Origin of the sequence: Sphingobacterium populi, assembly GCF_001586775.1 — a bacterium.
Classification (GTDB): Bacteria; Bacteroidota; Bacteroidia; order Sphingobacteriales; family Sphingobacteriaceae; genus Sphingobacterium; species Sphingobacterium populi.
In genome coordinates this window covers 652,607-672,139 of record NZ_LQXS01000001.1, presented here as the reverse complement: position 1 = coordinate 672,139, position 19,533 = coordinate 652,607, and the positions used below count along the sequence as shown (strand labels likewise).

16 protein-coding genes and 1 pseudogene are annotated in these 19,533 nt (G+C 40.6%); 3 read left to right on the top strand and 14 right to left on the bottom strand.

All coding sequences use genetic code 11. The annotated features are described in order from the left end of the window. Positions 1-23 precede the first annotated feature (23 nt). Positions 24-1,472, bottom strand: coding sequence for an exonuclease domain-containing protein (locus A0125_RS02610; protein WP_082784856.1), 1,449 nt, complete (start codon positions 1,470-1,472; stop codon positions 24-26). A gap of 254 nt (positions 1,473-1,726) precedes the next feature. Between A0125_RS02610 and A0125_RS02605 the strand changes: the two genes are divergently transcribed. Together A0125_RS02605 and A0125_RS02600 are read left to right on the top strand one after the other, a co-directional pair. Then, positions 1,727-2,917: an acyl-CoA dehydrogenase family protein gene (locus A0125_RS02605; protein ID WP_066752691.1), complete on the top strand. Its 1,191-nt coding sequence runs from the start codon at positions 1,727-1,729 to the stop codon at positions 2,915-2,917. Next, on the top strand, positions 2,917-5,013 hold the full coding sequence (locus tag A0125_RS02600) for a 3-hydroxyacyl-CoA dehydrogenase NAD-binding domain-containing protein (protein ID WP_066751698.1): 2,097 nt from the start codon (positions 2,917-2,919) through the stop codon (positions 5,011-5,013). Before A0125_RS02605 ends, A0125_RS02600 begins: the two co-directional genes overlap by 1 nt. Before the next feature lie 16 nt (positions 5,014-5,029). Here A0125_RS02600 and A0125_RS02595 read toward each other — a convergent pair whose 3' ends face one another. The 3 genes and pseudogenes from A0125_RS02595 to prpB all read right to left on the bottom strand — a co-directional run bounded on the left by A0125_RS02595 (position 5,030) and on the right by prpB (position 8,559). Next, the gene (locus A0125_RS02595) at positions 5,030-6,493 is read right to left on the bottom strand and encodes a bifunctional 2-methylcitrate dehydratase/aconitate hydratase (protein WP_066751696.1); all 1,464 of its coding nucleotides are present in this window, start codon (positions 6,491-6,493) and stop codon (positions 5,030-5,032) included. A 41-nt stretch (positions 6,494-6,534) separates the two neighbouring features. Beyond that, a pseudogene (prpC, locus tag A0125_RS02590) lies at positions 6,535-7,685 on the bottom strand (bifunctional 2-methylcitrate synthase/citrate synthase). Then, a complete protein-coding gene (gene prpB / locus A0125_RS02585; protein ID WP_066751694.1) occupies positions 7,672-8,559 on the bottom strand; it encodes a methylisocitrate lyase in 888 nt (295 codons plus the stop codon). The pseudogene prpC and the gene prpB overlap by 14 nt, the downstream one beginning before the upstream one ends. Before the next feature lie 467 nt (positions 8,560-9,026). On the opposite strand from prpB, the gene A0125_RS02580 reads away from it, so the two are divergent. Then, complete coding sequence (locus tag A0125_RS02580; protein ID WP_066751692.1) at positions 9,027-9,404, top strand: hypothetical protein; 378 nt, start codon at positions 9,027-9,029, stop codon at positions 9,402-9,404. 21 nt (positions 9,405-9,425) lie between these two features. Here the strand turns inward: A0125_RS02580 and A0125_RS02575 are convergent, their stop codons facing one another. The 10 genes from A0125_RS02575 to A0125_RS02535 all read right to left on the bottom strand — a co-directional run bounded on the left by A0125_RS02575 (position 9,426) and on the right by A0125_RS02535 (position 19,405). Then, positions 9,426-10,085, bottom strand: coding sequence for a response regulator (locus A0125_RS02575; protein ID WP_066751690.1), 660 nt, complete (start codon positions 10,083-10,085; stop codon positions 9,426-9,428). Positions 10,086-10,180: 95 nt separating this feature from the next. Further along, the gene (locus A0125_RS02570) at positions 10,181-10,552 is read right to left on the bottom strand and encodes a response regulator (RefSeq protein WP_066751687.1); all 372 of its coding nucleotides are present in this window, start codon (positions 10,550-10,552) and stop codon (positions 10,181-10,183) included. A gap of 8 nt (positions 10,553-10,560) precedes the next feature. Next, the gene (locus tag A0125_RS02565) at positions 10,561-11,157 is read right to left on the bottom strand and encodes a chemotaxis protein CheB (protein ID WP_066751684.1); all 597 of its coding nucleotides are present in this window, start codon (positions 11,155-11,157) and stop codon (positions 10,561-10,563) included. Between the two features lie 6 nt (positions 11,158-11,163). After that, the gene (locus A0125_RS02560; protein ID WP_197464738.1) at positions 11,164-11,985 is read right to left on the bottom strand and encodes a CheR family methyltransferase; all 822 of its coding nucleotides are present in this window, start codon (positions 11,983-11,985) and stop codon (positions 11,164-11,166) included. Between the two features lie 3 nt (positions 11,986-11,988). Further along, positions 11,989-12,360, bottom strand: coding sequence for a response regulator (locus A0125_RS02555; protein ID WP_066752689.1), 372 nt, complete (start codon positions 12,358-12,360; stop codon positions 11,989-11,991). Between the two features lie 19 nt (positions 12,361-12,379). Next, on the bottom strand, positions 12,380-14,728 hold the full coding sequence (locus tag A0125_RS02550; protein WP_317038794.1) for a hybrid sensor histidine kinase/response regulator: 2,349 nt from the start codon (positions 14,726-14,728) through the stop codon (positions 12,380-12,382). Further along, the gene (locus A0125_RS16490) at positions 14,704-15,981 is read right to left on the bottom strand and encodes a CHASE3 domain-containing protein (RefSeq protein ID WP_317038793.1); all 1,278 of its coding nucleotides are present in this window, start codon (positions 15,979-15,981) and stop codon (positions 14,704-14,706) included. Before A0125_RS16490 ends, A0125_RS02550 begins: the two co-directional genes overlap by 25 nt. Positions 15,982-15,985: 4 nt before the next feature. Further along, complete coding sequence (locus tag A0125_RS02545) at positions 15,986-17,455, bottom strand: ATP-binding response regulator (RefSeq protein WP_066751679.1); 1,470 nt, start codon at positions 17,453-17,455, stop codon at positions 15,986-15,988. Positions 17,456-17,767: 312 nt separating this feature from the next. Continuing rightward, positions 17,768-18,139 (bottom strand): hypothetical protein, encoded by a 372-nt coding sequence (locus tag A0125_RS02540; RefSeq protein ID WP_066751675.1) that lies wholly within the window; start codon positions 18,137-18,139, stop codon positions 17,768-17,770. 96 nt (positions 18,140-18,235) lie between these two features. Further along, positions 18,236-19,405, bottom strand: a complete 1,170-nt coding sequence (locus tag A0125_RS02535) for a porin (RefSeq protein WP_380885074.1) — start codon at positions 19,403-19,405, stop codon at positions 18,236-18,238. Positions 19,406-19,533: the final 128 nt, after the last annotated feature.

The window sequence follows — 19,533 nt, the reverse complement described above, 5'->3', positions numbered from 1 at the left end:
TGGCAAAGACCTAACGATCTTTTTTACAACAATTTCATATGAAGGGTTGCTGGCTTTGCTACTGCAGCTTCATCGAGTTGTTCTGGATCAATCCTGATCAATTGATGCTGTTTGACACCTTTGGCTAAAAAGGACTCGATAACCTGCATCATGTACGCATTGCCGCTATACCGTTGTAATTCATTTTTATACTCTTGCAAACTTGTAGATTGGCTTTCGGCACGAATATAGCCCATGCCGTAGAATTTACCTTTTTCTATCCAGATACAACTTTTCTCTTGTTCATCGCGGCCCTTATCAATAATCAAATAGCTAGACGCATCTTCCTGTACTAGTGCAACGGCTGCTTCTACTTTCGCGTTATAGGATTCCTGATCTGGTAGATCTTGGATCCTGCGCACAAGGTCATTTGCCGTCGGCGGCATACGTACTTCCAACGGAAAATGACAAAAACGTATATCCAAGCCCATCGTATTGATCATTTTGCGCAATACGGCGGCGCCTTCACGCAGACTATAAAACGATTGAATGCAGGTTTGGTATTTGAGTAATTTAGTTAAGCTTAGGTGTTGATAGCCATCCATTCCGGTGTAGTTTACTAACCCAAATTTAGGCTCTAATCTTTTGAGCGCGCGATTGTATTTCGGCCAAAGTCGATTGATTTCCAAACATTCGAGCAAAAGAGCCATCAGTTCTGTCCCACAACGTTCATAGGATATATCATGTATTTCTTGAAGAAAACCTTGACGTTTTGCTTGAATATTATGCCCACTGAAATGCCCAGCTACACGCTTTTTAATATTGATAGCTTTGCCGATGTAAATGACCTTCCCAGAACGATCATGAAAATAATATACACCTGGTGAAACTGGTAAGTTATCGAATATATGTTGAGACAGATTGGCGGGTAAACGCTGTTCAACAGCATTTTTTCGGAGCATCTGCGTCAGTACCGCATCGCTGTCTGATGCCAATAGTAAATCGAAGAGCGCAACAGTGGCCGTCACGTCGCCACCTGCACGGTGTCGGTTCTGAACTCGAATGTCAAGCATATCGCACAAGCGGCCTAAACTATAAGATGGCAAGCCGGGCTTTATTTTGCGTGCCAATCGTACCGTACATAACTTAGGAGCTTGCCACGGCAAGCCCGCTTCGGCAAGTTGATGTTTTATAAAAGAATAATCAAAGTTGACATTGTGCGCCACGAAGACTCGATCTTTCAAAAAAGCATAAACTGTATCTGCTAACTCGCCAAAAGCTGGTGCGGTAGCGATCATCTCATCGGTGATGCCTGTCAGACTAAAAATCGCTTGCGGTATAGCTTGTTGCGGATTAACTAAGCTTTCCCAACGCTCCACTACCTCGGTACCATTGTGTATCGCAATGGCTATTTCGGTAATCTTACTGCGTTCGGCGCTCCCTCCTGTAGTTTCGATATCGACAATAGCGTATTCTCGCAATTCTTTTGACATGTTTTTCAGTAATTGACGTTCAAATATACTAAATAATTTAGCATATTTTTTATCAAGTATAAATTGCGGCAATAGAAATATATTTTCCTTATTCTTTTTGCCGATCGATTATAATTTTGGCAACCAATTCAGAGTCAAATTTATAATCATCAAACATCTATGCTAAAAACATATAACTCTCGTAAGCTGCGCACCTTTAATCATTTCGAAATATTTTTTAAATTACGAATAGACTTTTTTTAAACTGATAAATGATGATGACCCATGCCCTAACTCCGGAGCACTACGCTTTCCGCGATAGCTTACGTGCTTTTATTAAAAAAGAAATTTTACCGCATATTGACGACTGGGAAAAGAAGGGTCAAATAGATCGTAACATATGGAAAAAAATGGGCGAAATGGGTTTTATGGGATTAAACTTTCCAGAAGAACTAGGCGGTTTGCAACTTGATTTCCATTATTCCATGATCTTTTGTGAAGAGCTGTCTAAGTGTTTTTCTGGCGGCTTTACTATTTCGGCTCTTGTAATACAATACATGTCTGCTCCTTACCTTTGGAAATATGGAAGCCCGTATATACAGCAGCAGTATCTCCAAGGAGTAATTAATGGCGATCTTGTAAGTGCTATCGCCATTACCGAACCTGGTGCAGGTTCTGATGTAAAGAATATACAAACCGTAGCTATTCGTGACGGGGATGAATACATCATCAATGGATCAAAGACATTTATCACAAATGGATACTATGGTGATTTTTTCATCACTGCCGTGAAAACCAATCCCAAAGCTGGGACAAAGGGAATTAGCTTAATCATTATAGATCGAAATGCTCCGGGAGTATCGGCTCAGAAGATTGAGAAAATGGGTTGGCATGCGTCGGATACAGCCGAATTACACTTCGATGATGTACGTGTACCCGCAAAAAATCTCGTGGGTAAAGAAAATAGTGGTTTTGCCTACCTTATGGGTGGTTTGCAATTAGAAAGATTGACAGCTGCTATTCATAGTTTGGCAACAGCAGAATCTGCCTTAGGATATGCCTTGGAATATGTACAAAACAGAACTGCATTTAATAAGAAACTTAAAGATTTTCAAGTCCTGAGACATAATATAGCACAGATGGAGGCAGACATACTCGTGCAGAAAGCGTACTTAAAGCACTGTTGTGATTTGCAGGAAGATCAGGTTTATGCCGTCAAAGAATGTTCGATCGCTAAACTACAAGCTAGCGAATTAGCGAATCGAGTGGTGAGTCAGTGTCTACAGCTATTTGGCGGTTATGGTTTTACGGAAGATTATAAGATTGCACGTTTGTATCGTGATGTCCGAGTAGGTACGATTATCGGTGGCACCTCCGAAATTATGCTGGAGATTATCGCAAAAATGACGATCGACCAAGTGGCTTATCCATCATCCAACACAAACATCACTGAAAAAGTATCATAATGAGGAATATAGATTACCACAACGATTTTATTATAAGTACACACGAGCATGGTATTGTTGAAGTCGGTTTATCGCTGTCTGTCAATCAAGGCATATCAGCAGCGCATATTTTGGCTTTCTTCAAGTTAGCAAACGACTGGCTAAGCCGTGCTGAAGTAGCATCGCTTTTTTATCATTTACTACCTGACGACTCATACCATGATGTAGATTACAAGGCTTGGATAATATCTGCGCAGCAAGAAGATGCATCCAAATACATAAAGCAGATAGATCAGTATTGGCTAAAGCTGCAGTCTTATAATAAGCCCATAATCGGGTTGATAGATAACGATTGTGTGGGTACGCACTTTTCATGGATGCTATGGGCCGATTATCGTATCGTGATTGGATCTCGCAGTAATTTCGGCTTTCCAGAAGCGGCTTTTGGCATTTTACCGGCATTTGGCGCAGTAAGTCGAATGCTTCAGCTCTGGAATGAGGATATTGCTTTTCAGGTGGCTACACAACATGAAGTCATGGGGCTCAAAGAGGCTTTGACTTTAGGGATTATTGATCAGCAAGTGAAGGGTAAAGATGATGTTTTAGCAGTGATCCGTTCTATTGTGCAGCAAGGCAAATCGCCTGAGAAGCTTAATAAGGTAAAGGACGATGAGCCGCAAATTTCGATGAAACCTGCGCGCAGCAATCCCCTATTTCCTGGCGTGGCTGCATCGCAAGAAATCGTAAAAGCACACAAAGCCGGTGTCGACACATCAGCTTTACTAGAACTTGAGCATGATTTATATTGTCAAGTAGCTACCTCGGATATAGTCACGGCCTTACTGCGCACTAATTACTATGGTATTCTAAGCGCAAAAAAACAAGCAAAAAACAGTGCACTACGTGCTAACCATGAAGTGAAGCGGATTGCAGTGGTTGGTGCGGGCATGATGGGTTCGGGTATAGCTTTTGAAAGTGCTCGTGCTGGTATTGCAGTGAAGCTAGTAGACATCGATATAGAAAAAGCTAATCAGGGCAAAAACTATGCGCAAAAGGTTACCAACAAGTTGCTAGTACAAGGAAAAATGACTTCGGAAAAGCAATCCGAAATATTGCAGCGCATACAGCCTTCATCGAATCTTTCCGACATTAGATCGGCAGAAATATTGGTGGAGGCTGTCTTTGAGGATATGACGCTAAAAACTGAACTAATTGCGAAGATATCACCGAACCTTCCCCCACAAGCAGTATTGGCTTCAAATACGACCTCACTACCGATTAATCAATTAGCGCAGGCGAGCTATTGTCCAGCTTCGTTGATTGGCTTACATTTTTTCTCTCCAGTAGATAGGATGCCGCTAGTAGAAGTCATAATGGGTAAAGATACCGCTGAAAGCACAAAAGACATAGCATTAAAATACATACATCAACTTGATAAAATCCCTATTATAGTACAAGATGGGCCAGGTTTCTTCACTTCCAGAATTTTCTTTAACTACCTGTTAGAGGGAATTACCATGGTATTGGAAGGAATCTCTCCATACCATGTCGAGAAATCAGCTCGTGCCGCAGGTTTTCCTGTGGGACCATTATTAGTGTTGGACGAAATATCTCTCCCATTAATGTTACACGTATACGATCAATTACCTGAATTGCACGAAGCGCAGCTCAATGCCTACACATACTTAAAAGATCTTATTGCAAAAGGCAAAACTGGTCGCAAAGGTAATGCTGGCTTTTATAGCTATGATGAGCATGGAAAGCGACAGAATTTAGTAGCTAGCCAAGAAGCAAATCCATCGTCTGATGATCTGCATATTTTGGAGAAAAGATTATTGCATGTAGTAGCATTAGATGCCTTTCGCTGTCTCGTGAACGGGATCATTGCACAACCAATTGATGGGGATCTGGGATCTGTACTTGGAATCGGTTTTGCACCGCATACAGGTGGCGTATTTTCGCACATAGATCAAGTCGGGTTAGCTCAATTTACAACAGAATGCGAAGCATTTGAATCGCACGGTGCGCAGTGGCAGATCCCATCTGAATTATATGATCTCGCTAGGCAAGATTTTTCATTTTACGATGGATTTCAAAGCCGCTGGAATCCATCGTAAAATGAAAAATTATTTTTTACCTCACCGGATAAGGAACTGCTAGCAAATCTGTTAGTTCATTGACGGCCAAATTTCTGAATTTTTCATAATCCAGCGTGCTATCTAATATGTGAGCTTGCTGTTTTCCGGCATACACTCTCTGAAGATTAATTTTATACTTCTCCAGAAGTTTTGGGATACCTTCTTCGCGACGACGACGGTGACCGATAGGATACTCTACCACAACTTCGGGTAGCGTACTTCCATCGTTAAATGTAACCGTCAGTGCATTTGCAATTGCTCGCTTCTCCGGATCGTGATAATCAGCAGTGAATTGCGGATCTTCGATACAAGTCATTTTGTCGCGCAGTACATCTATACGAGCATCCGAAGCAATATTATCTTCATAATCTGAAGCGCGTAAGCGGCCAAATAACAAGGGTATAGCAATCATATATTGCATCGCATGATCTCGATCGGCAGGATTGTGTAATGGACCTTTCTTATCGATGATACGAATTGCTGCTTCATGTGTCCGAATGGTGATTTGTTGAATATCGTCCGTGGTTTTGCCCGCGTTATTCAATTGCTGATGAATAGTCATGGCTGCTTCGACAGCAGTTTGCGCATGGAACTCCGCAGGAAATGATATTTTAAATAATACGTTCTCCATCACGTATGATTCATACTCGCGCTGGAAGCGAAAGGGTTTCCCTTTAAAGGAGACATCATAAAAGCCCCATACTGGTGCGGTCAATACTGAAGGATATCCCATTTCTCCGGTCTGTGCGATCAAAGCTAATCTTACAGCGCGTGATGTAGCATCTCCCGCAGCCCAAGATTTACGACTGCCTGTATTAGGTGCGTGGCGATATGTTCGCAGTGATTGGCCATCCACAAAAGCTAAAGACAATGCGTTTACAATTTCTTCCAACGATAGCCCCAGTAATCTTCCGGCGACCGCCGTGGATGCAACTTTTACCAGCAAGACATGATCCAATCCTACTTTGTTAAAGGAGTTTTCGAGTGCCAAAACGCCTTGGATCTCGTGCGCCATAACCATTGCTTCCAAGACTGCGTGCATTTTTAATGGCGTTTTTCCCGCGGCAACGGCAGATCGACTAATCCAGTCTGAGACAGCCAATATAGCACCCAGATTATCTGAAGGATGTCCCCACTCTGCCGCCAGCCAAGTATCGTTAAAATCTAACCAGCGAACTAATGCACCTATATTAAAAGCAGCTTGTACCGGATCGAGTTGGAACGAGGTGCCTGGAACTTTTGCACCATTAGGAACTATGGTGCCTGGTATGACTGGCCCAAGAAGTTTGGTACATGCTGGATAACTTAACGCTTCAAGTCCGCAACCGATCGTATCTAAAAAGCAATAATGCGCAGTTTGCAGAGCGAGATCATTTTTGATCTTATATGTTAAAACATAATTGGCAATATCTACCAGCACCTGATCTGGCTGAGGTCTGTCATTAGAAATATGAGACATAGAGTATATTTTAGGATGATATAATTTTCGTTATTATGCAACTATTCGCGTTTGTCTAATGGTATATATGCTCGATTTTCTGGTCCGGTATAGTTTGCACTTGGACGTATAATTTTACCATCTATTCGTTGTTCAATAATATGTGCGCCCCAGCCCGTTAATCGTGCGAGCACAAATAATGGTGTAAACATATCTGTCGGAATTCCCATTCGGTGATATGATACTGCAGAAAACCAATCTAGATTAGGAAACATTTTTTTTCTGCCCACATAACCTCTTCTAACCTTTCTGCTATTTCATACAAAGTAGTGTCCTGCACTTCGTCACTCAATTTTTTGGCGACTTGCTTGATGATTACATTTCGTGGATCTGCGGTAACATATACAGGGTGACCAAAACCGATAATGACTTCCTTATTGGCTAATCTTTTCCGAATATCTTCTTCGGCTTCATTTGCAGATGCATAGCTACTTTGTATTTCAAAAGCCACTTCGTTGGCTCCACCGTGCTTGGGGCCTCTAAGCGCGCCAATAGCTCCTGCAATTGCAGAATAAACATCGGATCCAGTTCCTGCAATGACACGAGCTGTAAATGTCGAAGCATTGAATTCGTGCTCTGCATAAAGGTTTAATGATATCTGCATAGCCCTTATCCAACTTTGATTTGGCGCATTTCCGTGAAGTACGTGTAGAAAATGACCACCTATCGTGTCATCATCGGTAACAACATCTACTTCTTTTCCATTGTATGCGAAATGATACCAATACAATAAGGCTGAACCTAAGCTTGCGATTAAGCGATCTATAATCTTCTGCGTTTGCTCAACAGTGGGTTTCGCGGGCTCCGGCTCAAGACTTCCTAATACAGATACCGCAGTACGCATTACATCCATGGGATGGCTTGTTTTTGGCAATTGCCGCAAAACATCTTTTAAAGCTGTAGGTAAGGTACGCTTGGCTTTTAAACTGGACTGATAGCTATCTAAAACAGATTTGACAGGCAACTCACCATAAATCAGCAAGTAAGCGACTTCTTCGAAACTCGCTTGATCAGCGAGCTCCAAAATATCGTACCCGCGATAATGCAAATCATTACCATTCTTTCCTACGGTAGACAAGCTGGTATTGCCCGCTGCTACACCTGATAAGGCAACGCTTTTTTTGGGTTTAAATGTTTGTTCATTGCTTTCCATCATCCTGCTTTTGGTTTAGATAATTCTCGTATTCGTAGTAATTAATACTCTGATAAAGTTCTTCTCGCGTTTGCATACTAGCAATGGTGCTGGCCTGAGTACCTTCCTCACGTATTGTAGTAAAAACATGAAGTGCGGCTTTATTGGCTGCCCGAAAAGCGGAAAGCGGATATAGCACCATGTTAACTCCTACTGTAGCCAGTTGTTGGGTCGTGTACAAAGGAGTTTGCCCAAACTCCGTAATATTTGCTAATATTGGTATAGCTAATGCGTCTGAAAAACGCTTATAATCATTCAAATCGGTAATAGCTTCTGCAAAAATAAAATCAGCACCAGCCTCTTGATACGCAATTGCACGTTTTACACCAGCAGCTACACCTTCTACAGCTACGGCATCTGTACGAGCTCCGATCATAAAGTGTGTATCCCTATTTCTGGCATTAACAGCAGCTTGTATACGCTCTACCATTTCTTGTGTGGATACGACCTCTTTATTAGGCCGATGCCCACAACGTTTTGCAGCCACTTGATCTTCTATATGCACGCCAGCGGCGCCGGCCTTCAATACGCTTCGTATCGTTCTTGCGATGTTGAAAGCACTAGCACCGAACCCAGTATCAATATCAACGAGAAGTGGCAGATCGCATACGGAAGTGATACGTTCAATATCTGTCAATACATCTTGCAGGGTCGTAATGCCGAGATCTGGAATACCTAACGAACCTGCTGCAACACCGCCGCCCGATAAATAAATCGCTCGAAAACCCGCTTGCTTAGCCAACAGTGCATGGTTGGCATTAATAGTCCCTACAATTTGTAATGGATTCTCTTCCGTAAGCAACTGTCGTAGTAGCACTCCAGCCGAATTTGCCATCTTAATAAGTTTTTGAATGTTTACAAGTTTATAACATGTGTTCACAATAACTGGAGAATCTATTGTGAACTCACTTAAATGTAGCAAAAATACTTTGATTAACCAAACATTAAATTATTATTTCAACAATCATACACCATGCGATATCACATATACGTATTTAATACGTATAACACCGGGTAAACCACGTGTTTTCCACAACGTAAATTTGATATTATCCAGCAGGTCAAATATAAGTTAGAAACTAAAAAGCATTATCAATCAAGCGATTAATCGCTTGATTACTTGAGAAATCATCATGAGAAAGATACCTGTTTCTAATTAATAAAAATATTTAACCAATAAAAGAGGTGATCAGTAGCATGGTATTTGTACTTAAGCAAATAGATTGATCGAAAGGTCAACTAATATTTACAAGAAAGGTTCACATGAAAATGCAATTGTTGTCCCCCGTACTTAATACAAATATGTTACTTATTACAATTAAGAAAGCATTTGAGCAGGGTATTGTTTTGCTATCACGCCATATTTACAGATCCATGCCTTTCCGGGCCGATGGAGTACTATTCAAGCCGTCAAAATCATTTTTAGCACATCCTCACACTCCAGCACCTAATGATCCTAAACCTTCTCAAGACAAAGATCGTTCTTCAAACCTGCTGTCTTTCGAGGATGGATTAAATGCTATTGAATCCGAATTGTATACGCCTTTTGCGATGCACATGGAGGGTTATAGGAATTGCGAAATTGCAGATTACTTGGGCTTGACCGAAGAACAGGTACTTTTTACGATTAATAAAGTACGCGCTACTCTTGAGTTACATCACGCAGCGGCAAAAAATTAAAAATTTTCTGGATTTAATATATTAATCTATCAATTGATGGTTAATTGCAAACCTTATTAGCTCAACGTAATTTTTTGAGTTAGTTTTATCCAGTAATTTTTGTCGATGTCCTTCCACCGTTCTCTTGCTAATAAAGAGCTTTTCGGCAATATCTTTTGTGGTTGCACCATTAACTAAAAGCTGCAAGACCTCCAGCTCTCTATTTGATAATTCTAGATCACGCAAGACGGCATCTGGTTGTGCCTTTGGATTACTTATAATACTATTCGAAAGCATTCGAATACTGATTTCGGATGATAGGTATCTCCCACCTTTACCAACATGCGAAAGTGCAAATAATAATTCGTCATAGTCTGCGTTTTTCAGCATGTACGCTTTGGCTCCAAGAGCCATCACTTCTTTCACCTCTTCTTCGGTATCGATCATAGATAAAAACACCACTTTGATATGAGGGAACATGCTGGAGACGGATCGGATTAACGCTGGGCCATCGATGTCGCCGTTCATCTTCAAATCTGTGAGCAAAATATCCACCGTAGGGTTACTCAATCGAAGAACCTCAAGTACTTCTTCACCACTTTCTGCTTCTGCCACAATTTCAATATTCGGTTGGGTTTCGAGAAGCAACCGAATACCGTTTCTTACCACTTTGTGATCATCGGCTAACAAAATACGCATCATGAATTACAATACTACTAATAACTATTTTAAAATACCGTAACTTTCTACGTAAGAATTGCGCTACAACCTTATTAATTCAAACTGTGAGTTTCGTGTTATTTTCTTTTTTCCAAGACTTGTTTTACCATCTCTTCTAAATCGAAAATATTGAAAGGTTTGGAGAGATATGCTTCTGCACCTGCTTTTTCGGCCAAGATGTGAACTTCGTTATTCGCCGAACAATAGATCACCGGAATATCTTTATATACTGGATGCTGTTTTAATAATTGAGTGGCCTTCATGCCTCCAATATCTGGAATCCAATTATCCATCAGAATAGCATCAGGCTTTGTTTCTTCTACTCGTTCAATGATATCATGCGATGTTTCTGATACAGCGACATTATAGCCAGCATCTGTCAGTATAATATTACAGACATCTAAAATATGTTTATCGTCGTCAAAAATTAATATAGTCTTGTTATGCATGGTTTTATTTAGTTATGATCAATACGATTGGCAAGTTTATTTATAAACTTAGCCATTTCAGTAGGCTTGATGATGTAATCGGCAATCACTTGAATAGTTGCTTCGCGCGGCATTAGATCAACTTCTGCCGTATCAGGATCTTGAATAAGTACAGTACCACCGGCAGATTTTATGTGCTTTAATCCTTGTACGCCATCATGATTTGCTCCCGAAAGTAATAGAGCAACTGCACTGCTACCAAAAATCTCTGCGCCTGATTGAAAAGTTACATCAATTGACGGTCTAGAATAGTGGAGTTTTTCAGAATAATCTAATGCCAATTCGTTGGTGGTTTCTAATAATACATGGTAATCAGCAGGTGCTAAATAAATCGTATTTGCTTTTAAAGGCATCTTATCTTCAATCTCGACAGCATTTAGTTTCGTATGTTTTTTAAATACTGATTCGAGATGAGAATCAGGAGCTGCTTTGCGATGAACAACCACAATAATAGGAAAACCCAAATCCTCATCCAGATCGGGTAGCAATTCGAATAGTACCTTCAGGCTGCCTGCTGAACCGCCTATCAATACAACTCCCGTATCTTTGAAATTCCTATTCTCCATCCTCAACTATTGTACTTTACGCCAAATCTTTTCGACTCCAATTTTCTTATACGTCTGTTCCAAATTGGAAAAACGAATACTCTCTTTGGAACCTAAGGCCAGATATCCTAATTTTTCTAAACTACTATCAAACAAATTGAATACTTTGTGTTGCAATTCCCTTTCAAAGTATATCAAAACATTACGGCATATTATGAGCTGAAACTCGTTGAACGATGCATCTGAAACAAGATTATGGGTCGAGAATACAACCCTTTCTTTCAATTTATCATCAAATTTTATCAAATCATAATTAGCCATGTAATATGATGAGAGCTCTTTCTTACCTCCTGATATAATATAATTTTCGGAATATTGTTTCATGTGGCGTATAGAAAAAACACCATTTCGAGCTTTCTCCAATACGCTAGGATTAAGATCTGTTGCATAAATCAGTGAACGATCATAAAGATTGGCCTCCTGTAGCATAATAGCAACGGAATACACTTCTTCTCCCGTGGCACAACCCGCTATCCAGATCCGTATAAAAGGATAAGTAGCTAATTGTGGCAAAACTTCTTCTCGTAGCGTTTTGTAAAAAATTGGGTCGCGATACATCTCTGTTACGTTGACCGTTATTTCTTCGACGAAACGTTGCAAATACTCTGGATCATGGATCAAGCGATAGCGCAATTCTGCAAAACTATAGAGCTTATCCATCAGGCATATGCGGTGAACTCGGCGTTTCAATGAGGCTTTGCTATATAGCGTAAAATCGTAACCGTATTTTTCAGCGATTTCCTGAAAAAGTGAATCGAGTTCATGCTCGCGCAATACAGCTGTGTCCATCAATTATAAGTTATTGGATAATATCAGTAGTAATTTATCCATATCGACAGGCTTCGAAATATAATCGTTTGCGCCAGCTGCCAAACATTTTTCTCGATCACCCATCATTGCCTGCGCTGTGACGGCGATTATCGGCATTGATTCGTAGCCAGGTATATTTCTAATCATTCCAATTGCCTGATAACCGTCTAAATCAGGCATCATCATATCCATTAGTATGATAGCTATATCAGAATTAGCATGAAGTGCGGCAATTCCTTGCGCGGCACTCGAACTGGTAACTGATGAATATCCTTTCATACGTAAGGATAGCTCAAGTGCATAAATATTACGCGGATCATCATCTATGATCAGTATTTTTTGATTGCTTTTCATAACTCTTGTTGCGTCTAAATTATCCTTCATATAGCCATACACGCAGCAATGACAGCAGCTGATCGGCATCTACTGGCTTAGATATATAATCTGAAGCTCCTGCTTTTATACATTTTTCGCGATCGCCAGTCATAGCTTTCGCTGTTACAGCGATGATTGGCAAACGGGCAAATTGTGGCATCGCACGTACGCGACGTATACTTTCATAACCATCCATCTCGGGCATCATCATATCCATCAGTATGACAGATATATCTGGATTGTCTTGCATTTGCTGTAAGGCTTCTTTGCCATTCATGGCCGAATACACCTCCATTTGATACTGTTCTAATGACTTGGTGAGTGAGAAGATGTTACGAACATCGTCATCAGCAATTAAAACTTTTTTGCCTCTAAGTACATCATTGAGAGCTCCTAAGCTATTTTTCTTGGATACAGATTGTCCTTGCTGTTCGGAATCCGAAACTAGGTGCAGAAATAATCCTACTTCGTCCAAGATGCGTTGATAAGAATGGGCCGTCTTCAATACGATTGAATCGGCATATTGCTTAATCTTGTTTTCTTCGGCATGAGACAGATTTTTGCCTGTAAATATGATTATCGGTAGGTTTTCCAATCCTTCCTTGGTCTTAATGGCTTCTAGCGTTTGGTAGCCAGATCGATCAGGCACACCCATATCTAATATCACACAATTAACGTCTGATGAAGACAATGCGTCGACACTAGCCTGTATTGAATTTTTGATTTCCGAAGCAATATTAAAGTTGCCCAAATAGTACGCTAGTGCTTGCGCATGTTTTGGATTCTCCTCAACGATCAATACTTTCTTGGGGTGATGTTGTAAAGCTTGTTCGATTTTTTTGAACATATCACCAATTTGCTCTGAGAGCATTGGTTTGCGAATAAAGTCGATCGCGCCTTTCAATAAGCTTTCCTTTTTCACTTCCAAAGACGACATAATGTGTACAGGGATATGTTTCGTACCGATATGCCCTTTCAATTCGCTCATCACTTGCCATCCATCTTTTATCGGTAACTGAATATCCAGTAGTATTGCTTTTGGTTGGTAAATTTTGGCATATTCGAGTGCTACATCTCCTCGAACAGCAACAACTCCTTTGTAATTTTGCTGCCGTGTATATTTCAAAAGGGCTTTGGCAAAGTGAACATCATCTTCTACAATCAGAATAATCTTATCGTCTGGTTGAATATTATCGCGATCATCTTCTACCTCAGCAGGGATATCTGGTAAGGCAAAACTACTTGTCTCGGTATGGCTTACTAATGATTCGATCTCTTTGACATCTTCGGAGATGCTTGTAAGCAGATCTTCGGTCATTGGTTTTACCTCTTCCCTATTTCTAGCAATCGGTACAATTAAGGTGAAAGTACTGCCTTCATCTTCTTTACTTTCTAGACGAATCTCACCACCCAACAATCGCGCTATCTCACGACTGATAGATAACCCCAGGCCAGTGCCTCCAAACTTGCGTTGTGTAGATCCATCTGCCTGCTGAAAGGCCTCAAAGATAAGTTGCTGTTTATCTTTTGCGATACCAATCCCGGTATCTTTTATAGCGAATAGTATATGATTTCTGTCCGTTGTATCCTGATTGATGGTGAGTGCAATACTTCCTTCCGATGTAAACTTGATGGCATTAGATAGTAAGTTTCTTAAGATCTGATCTAATCTTTGCCGATCCATATCGATAGTATTTGGCAGATCTGAAGCAAGATCTATATCAAATTGAAGTGACTTTTCGGTCATAACCGGCAAGAATAAGCTTCTGAGATCGTCCACCACATCTTGAATCCTGACCGACTGATACTCTAATTCCATCTTACCTGCTTCAATTTTTGATAAGTCGAGAATCTCGTCGATCAAGGTTAGTAAGCTGGTTCCAGAGCTGTGTATCACTCGGGCAGATTCTACATTATCGTCGTCTAGCTTACCGTCTGGATTTTCACTCAGCAAGCGAGATAGTAATAAAATAGAGTTTAGCGGCGTACGCAATTCGTGCGACATATTCGCCAAAAATTCAGTTTTATACTTAGTGCTTAGTGCAAGTTCTTCTGCTTTCTGTTGTATTTCGATATTCCGTTCTGCAATTAAAAGATTTTTTTCTTCTAACAGCTTGGACCTTTCTTCCATTTCCTGATTAGATTGCAGCAATTCTTCTTGTTGCACTCGTAATTCTTCTTCGGATGCTTGAAGCTTCTGTGTCTGCGCTTCGAGCTCTACGTTGAGATTTTGCATCTCATTGTGCTGTGCTTGTAGTTCCTCGGCTTGTGCTTGGCTTTCCTCCAACAACGTTTGCACCTGTTTGCGGCTTTTAGCAGATATCAAGGCGTTAGCAATGTAAAACATGCTTCTGCAAAGAAGTCTAGCTTATTTTTGTCGATGGTACTCAAAGCGCCAAATTCGATTACGCCCAGACATCTTGAATCAGAAACTAGTGGCATCCAAAGTACTGTATGCAATTTGATCGCGCCATGTGCAAAATTGGCTACATAATCCTGTTGGTCAAGACCTTCTAATAACTTTGGCTGGCAATCGGTAAATACTTGGCCAAGAAGACCTTCTCCTGGTTTCATTTTTTTGGGCAATCCGCCTTCTAATCCGTAAGTACTACGTAGTACGAGGTCACCATCTTCAAAAAGATAGCAGGCACCGTTGACCAGTCCACTGTAGTTGATCAGATAATGTAGTGCATCATTTGCCAGCTCGACATCTTCTTTATTACCGGTAAGGACTTCATAGAATTGAGCCATACCTTTCTGCTCCCACTCGTTATTATTTAATGCTTCGAAAGATTCGCGCAGCGCGGCACTCATTTCATTCAGAGAATTGGTTAGACTACCCAAAAGGTCATTGCGCTGTTCATCGATCGTGACACTGTAATTACCATGAGCAATTTGGTCGGCCATCTGCTCGACACTTGCCAAGCGACTTTGCAGTTCGCGATCAATCGCGGCCAATTCTTGCTGAAGTTTCTCGCGGTCTTGTAATTCTTTTTGAATGCGCGTATAAAAATAGAAGGTTACTAATAACGAAATCAGTCCTGCTGCAATAATCAAAAATGTGGTGTTGTCCGAAGCTGCATATACACTAGCCGTACGTACTTTTAAGAGTTCATCTTCTGCGGACACAATGCGGTCAATCACGGTGCGACAGCTATCCATGAATCTACGCCCTTCTTCTAACTGTTCTAAAGTGATGGCTTCATTAGCCCGTTTGGTGCGCACCAAACGCTTTAGAATACTCAGGCGAGTATCTATCAATTTGTATAAGCTATCTGATCGCTTCACTTGCGATTCATTATCGGCTATTAAATCTTGTAACGACTTGATCGATAGAGGCAAAGTAACTATGCTTTGCTCATACGGTTCTAAAAATCGCTCATCATTAGTCAGTATAAATCCTCTTTGCCCTGTTTCTGCGTCTTGCAAATTGGTCCATACTTGATTAGAAGCATTGATGACTTGATAGGTATGCTCTACACTCGCTTTATTGTCAATCAGATTAGTGATGCTGATGTACGAAGCTATAGAACTAGTTACCAAAATAACAAAGGAAACTCCAAAACCTATCTGCAAATTTCGGATAATCTTTTTAGGCATAATACTAATGTAATGGTAAGGTAAAATAAAATGTAGATCCTTCGCCTACAGCACTCGAAAGTCCGTACGTACCCTGATGTTGATTTATGATTTCAGCACAGATGTAAAGACCGATTCCTAATCCCTGAAAACGTTCAGAAGACTCTTCGACCCGGTAAAATTTTTCGAATATGTTTTTGTGTTTATGCTCGGGGATACCGATTCCAAAATCAGTCACGCTTACCTTTACCTGATCAAGAGCGAGCTCTGTCTTAATCACGACGCGAGACGAATTGGGTGAATATTTAATAGCATTAGTCAAGTAATTCGTAAGGACTTGCTCTATTCTTATTTCGTCACCAATTAATTCCTTATCTATGGGATCGCCGACGCGTTCCACAGCCAATTCTGCACTATCAAAGGTTTGGTAAATAGTGTCGATGACATTTTCAATCATCGGCTCGAGCATGAATGGTTTTTTGTTAATTTTTAGACGGCCATTTTCCATTTTTGAAATATCCAGTAAGTCGATTATCAGACCATTTAATTTGTTTAGTTGGGTCTGTACTCGCTGTATATAACCATGTGCATTTCTCTGATTATCAGGATCTAATATCCTTTCTAATAATTGAACATACGCTTTAATGCTCGTCAACGGTGTTTTAAGTTCGTGACTCGCAATACTCAAAAATTCATCTTTTTTCTTTTCAATATGCTTACGATCGTCAATATCGGTAAAGGTACCAACCCATTTTACCACAGAATCATTCTCCTTGATCGGTATGATTCGCAAAAGATGGAAACGATAAGTATTTGAGCCTAATTCTCGAATACGTGTTTCACTTTCAAATGGAGTCGCAGTATTTAGATGCGGCTGCCATGCATCGAGAAGATAAGGATCTTCGGGATGTGTCTCTGGAAATAATTTTGAGGTAACGGAGTAATTGAACCATTTGTTGTTCACAAATTCTACCTCACCGGTAGCATCGGCCATAAAGGCAATCTGTGGTAAAGATTCCAAAATTGAGCGAAGATGATCCACACGTTCCTTCAGCATGAATTGCGTACGTTTTCTCTCCGCAATTTCTAACCGAAGTGCCTTCTCCGTACGATTCAGTGCCAGCGTCTGCTCGTACAAACGATAGAATGTCTTGACTTTTAAAATTAAAATGTCTGGATCTACTGGTTTGGTAACGTAGTCGATTCCGCCAGATGCATACCCCTGTGCAATGTATTTTTTATCTGTGTTCACAGCAGATAAGAAGATAATCGGTATTTCCTTAGTTTTATTAAATCCTGCTAACGATTGTGCAACTTCAAAACCATCCATTCCTGGCATCTGCACGTCCAGAATAATTAAGGCATAATCCGTTTTCAATACCTTTTTCAAAGCTTCTTCCCCAGAAGTTGCGGAATCCACTTCGAATCCCTTGCTTGTCAGTAATCGCTCTAGCGAATATATATTCTCAATGGTATCGTCAACAATCAGAATCATGTAGGTCTTCTAAGACAATTTTCATATCACAACGCTATCTAAGCAACAGTAAGGTGGTGCCAAAATGTAACTATTCTAGCACTATGCTGTAACTAGGTAATTTGCGCTGTCTTGATAACAAAAATCGCTCCATTAACGAACCAAACGATTATTTAATGAGAATTTATTGTTTAAGTGTATGCTTGTAACTGCAATGCAAGATCATTAACCCTTGATGATCTCGCATTGCAGTTACATCGACTAATTTTCTATTCGTGTCTGTTAGTCGATGTCACTTTGTCTGTATGCTACTACCGTATATTCTGCTTACGATTAATCGCGTTCCGTATACTCATCTTCATCGTGCATATCGATCTCGTCTGCTTGAAGATCATTGGTACCTACTACACGGTCCAAATCTTCTAATTTACCACCAAGCTCGCTCTGCTTATCCTGATATTCGCCTTGCGCGTACGGATTAGCTTCGTCATACAAAGCACCGTCTTCCTGACCTTCTGGCGCAGCGGTATCGTAAGGCAGTGGATGATCATAATCGCTATCGCCTGCATCTGTATCCAATTCAAAGCTATCTTGTTCTTCGTTGTATTTCAGCGTTTCGCCTGTTGCTTCGACATCATCACGGATATCTTCATTATCAAATGGTAATTGTTCAGAAGCATTGTATTTATTTTTTTCGTCAGCCATAGTATGCTATTTATTGTTACGGATTATAAATGTTTTTCTATCTACTATAACAACGGAATATGCATAGCGTTTGTCTGCATTCAAAAAATACTGTCGTTAAAAGTTCAGTTGTGCCTGTAGGCGCAACAAATTTCCTTGCTGCAAATTGTCCGGAAGTTGTTGATCTTCATACCGGCGCGACGACATGGTATACATCGCCACCAACTCGAAATGTTTGGAAGGCTGCCATTCTATTCCGAGCTCTAATTCTTTCATATCATAACTACGAGCGTCTTGTTCATGCTTCTTACCTCCCTTGTATTGCTGTAATCGTGTAAAAGGAATCAAAATTTGATCTTTAATCCGAGTCATATACGATAAAGTCACATATCCACCAGAAAGCGATTTGGTATCTATAGCCTGCCGCAATCCATTGTACTCTGGTCCACGCCCAATATTGTATTCTGCTTGTATACCGAATGGTTGCGGATATAGCACAAAAGATGCTGCTACACGCTGATCTAAGTAATCACGATCAGCATCTACTTGCACGCCTTCGCTAATACGATCTTGCGATATAATGTATCGACCGGTATAGCCTTGTAATCCTGCTTCTACAATTTGATTTCCCAACTCAAACGGATAACTGAAACGCGAAACGATATGCATACCTTTGTTCCCTTCTGGATTATTGGCCGTCTGTCCGTTATACACACCAAAAGCAAAAACGCCGTAATCGCCCGAACCTTTCAAGCCTTTGGCAATCAAATCGGCAAATAGTTTTCTTTTTTCCTGCGAAGCCCAATAAAAAAATACTCCTAGATCGCGTTCGTTGCGCAAGGCACTATTGGTACCATCGGCACGATCCAAAGGCAACCTATTCTGACTGGACTGCATGTTCTCGAAACCAAATGGTACTTTACTCTGACCTATCCGTAATCGAAATTCATTCTTACGATCCAATCCCAAATCAAAATAAGCATCCCTAAGTTGTCCGAAATGCAGCCCTCCCTGAGCGGAACTGGCAAAATCCGGTTGCAAATAAAAATAAATGCGCTCGTTGAGTTGTCCAGAAAAAATGAGCCGGACGCGACGAAGCATAAAGCCCCCGCCTTCGCCCCAACTGGCATCACACTGCTCACAACCTAAGTTAGGATTCGTTTCTAACAAACGATTGTACCGAGCTTGAACATAGCCACGCATATTGATAGATTGATACCATGGCTTCTCTTGCGCAATAGCGTTCAGACCAATCAGAAATGTTATAAAAAGTAGAATTCGAGACAAATGCATTTAAACGTAAGATCAATTTAATGTTAAAAGATGTGCCGAAATTAATTACTTAATACTACCATAATATCAAGTAGTTATCGATTTAATGATATAATAACACTGTGGTTATTTTTCGATAATAA

Bases quoted from the DNA above. Each gene is read 5' to 3' on its own strand.
- A0125_RS02610 (WP_082784856.1), bottom strand. From the start codon at position 1,472: ATGTCAAAAGAATTGCGAGAATACGCTATTGTCGATATCGAAACTACA.
- A0125_RS02605 (WP_066752691.1), top strand. From the start codon at position 1,727: ATGATGACCCATGCCCTAACTCCGGAGCACTACGCTTTCCGCGATAGC.
- A0125_RS02600 (WP_066751698.1), top strand. From the start codon at position 2,917: ATGAGGAATATAGATTACCACAACGATTTTATTATAAGTACACACGAG.
- A0125_RS02595 (WP_066751696.1), bottom strand. From the start codon at position 6,493: ATGTCTCATATTTCTAATGACAGACCTCAGCCAGATCAGGTGCTGGTA.
- prpB (WP_066751694.1), bottom strand. From the start codon at position 8,559: ATGGCAAATTCGGCTGGAGTGCTACTACGACAGTTGCTTACGGAAGAG.
- A0125_RS02580 (WP_066751692.1), top strand. From the start codon at position 9,027: ATGTTACTTATTACAATTAAGAAAGCATTTGAGCAGGGTATTGTTTTG.
- A0125_RS02575 (WP_066751690.1), bottom strand. From the start codon at position 10,085: ATGATGCGTATTTTGTTAGCCGATGATCACAAAGTGGTAAGAAACGGT.
- A0125_RS02570 (WP_066751687.1), bottom strand. From the start codon at position 10,552: ATGCATAACAAGACTATATTAATTTTTGACGACGATAAACATATTTTA.
- A0125_RS02565 (WP_066751684.1), bottom strand. From the start codon at position 11,157: ATGGAGAATAGGAATTTCAAAGATACGGGAGTTGTATTGATAGGCGGT.
- A0125_RS02560 (WP_197464738.1), bottom strand. From the start codon at position 11,985: ATGGACACAGCTGTATTGCGCGAGCATGAACTCGATTCACTTTTTCAG.
- A0125_RS02555 (WP_066752689.1), bottom strand. From the start codon at position 12,360: ATGAAAAGCAATCAAAAAATACTGATCATAGATGATGATCCGCGTAAT.
- A0125_RS02550 (WP_317038794.1), bottom strand. From the start codon at position 14,728: ATGTTTTACATTGCTAACGCCTTGATATCTGCTAAAAGCCGCAAACAG.
- A0125_RS16490 (WP_317038793.1), bottom strand. From the start codon at position 15,981: ATGCCTAAAAAGATTATCCGAAATTTGCAGATAGGTTTTGGAGTTTCC.
- A0125_RS02545 (WP_066751679.1), bottom strand. From the start codon at position 17,455: ATGATTCTGATTGTTGACGATACCATTGAGAATATATATTCGCTAGAG.
- A0125_RS02540 (WP_066751675.1), bottom strand. From the start codon at position 18,139: ATGGCTGACGAAAAAAATAAATACAATGCTTCTGAACAATTACCATTT.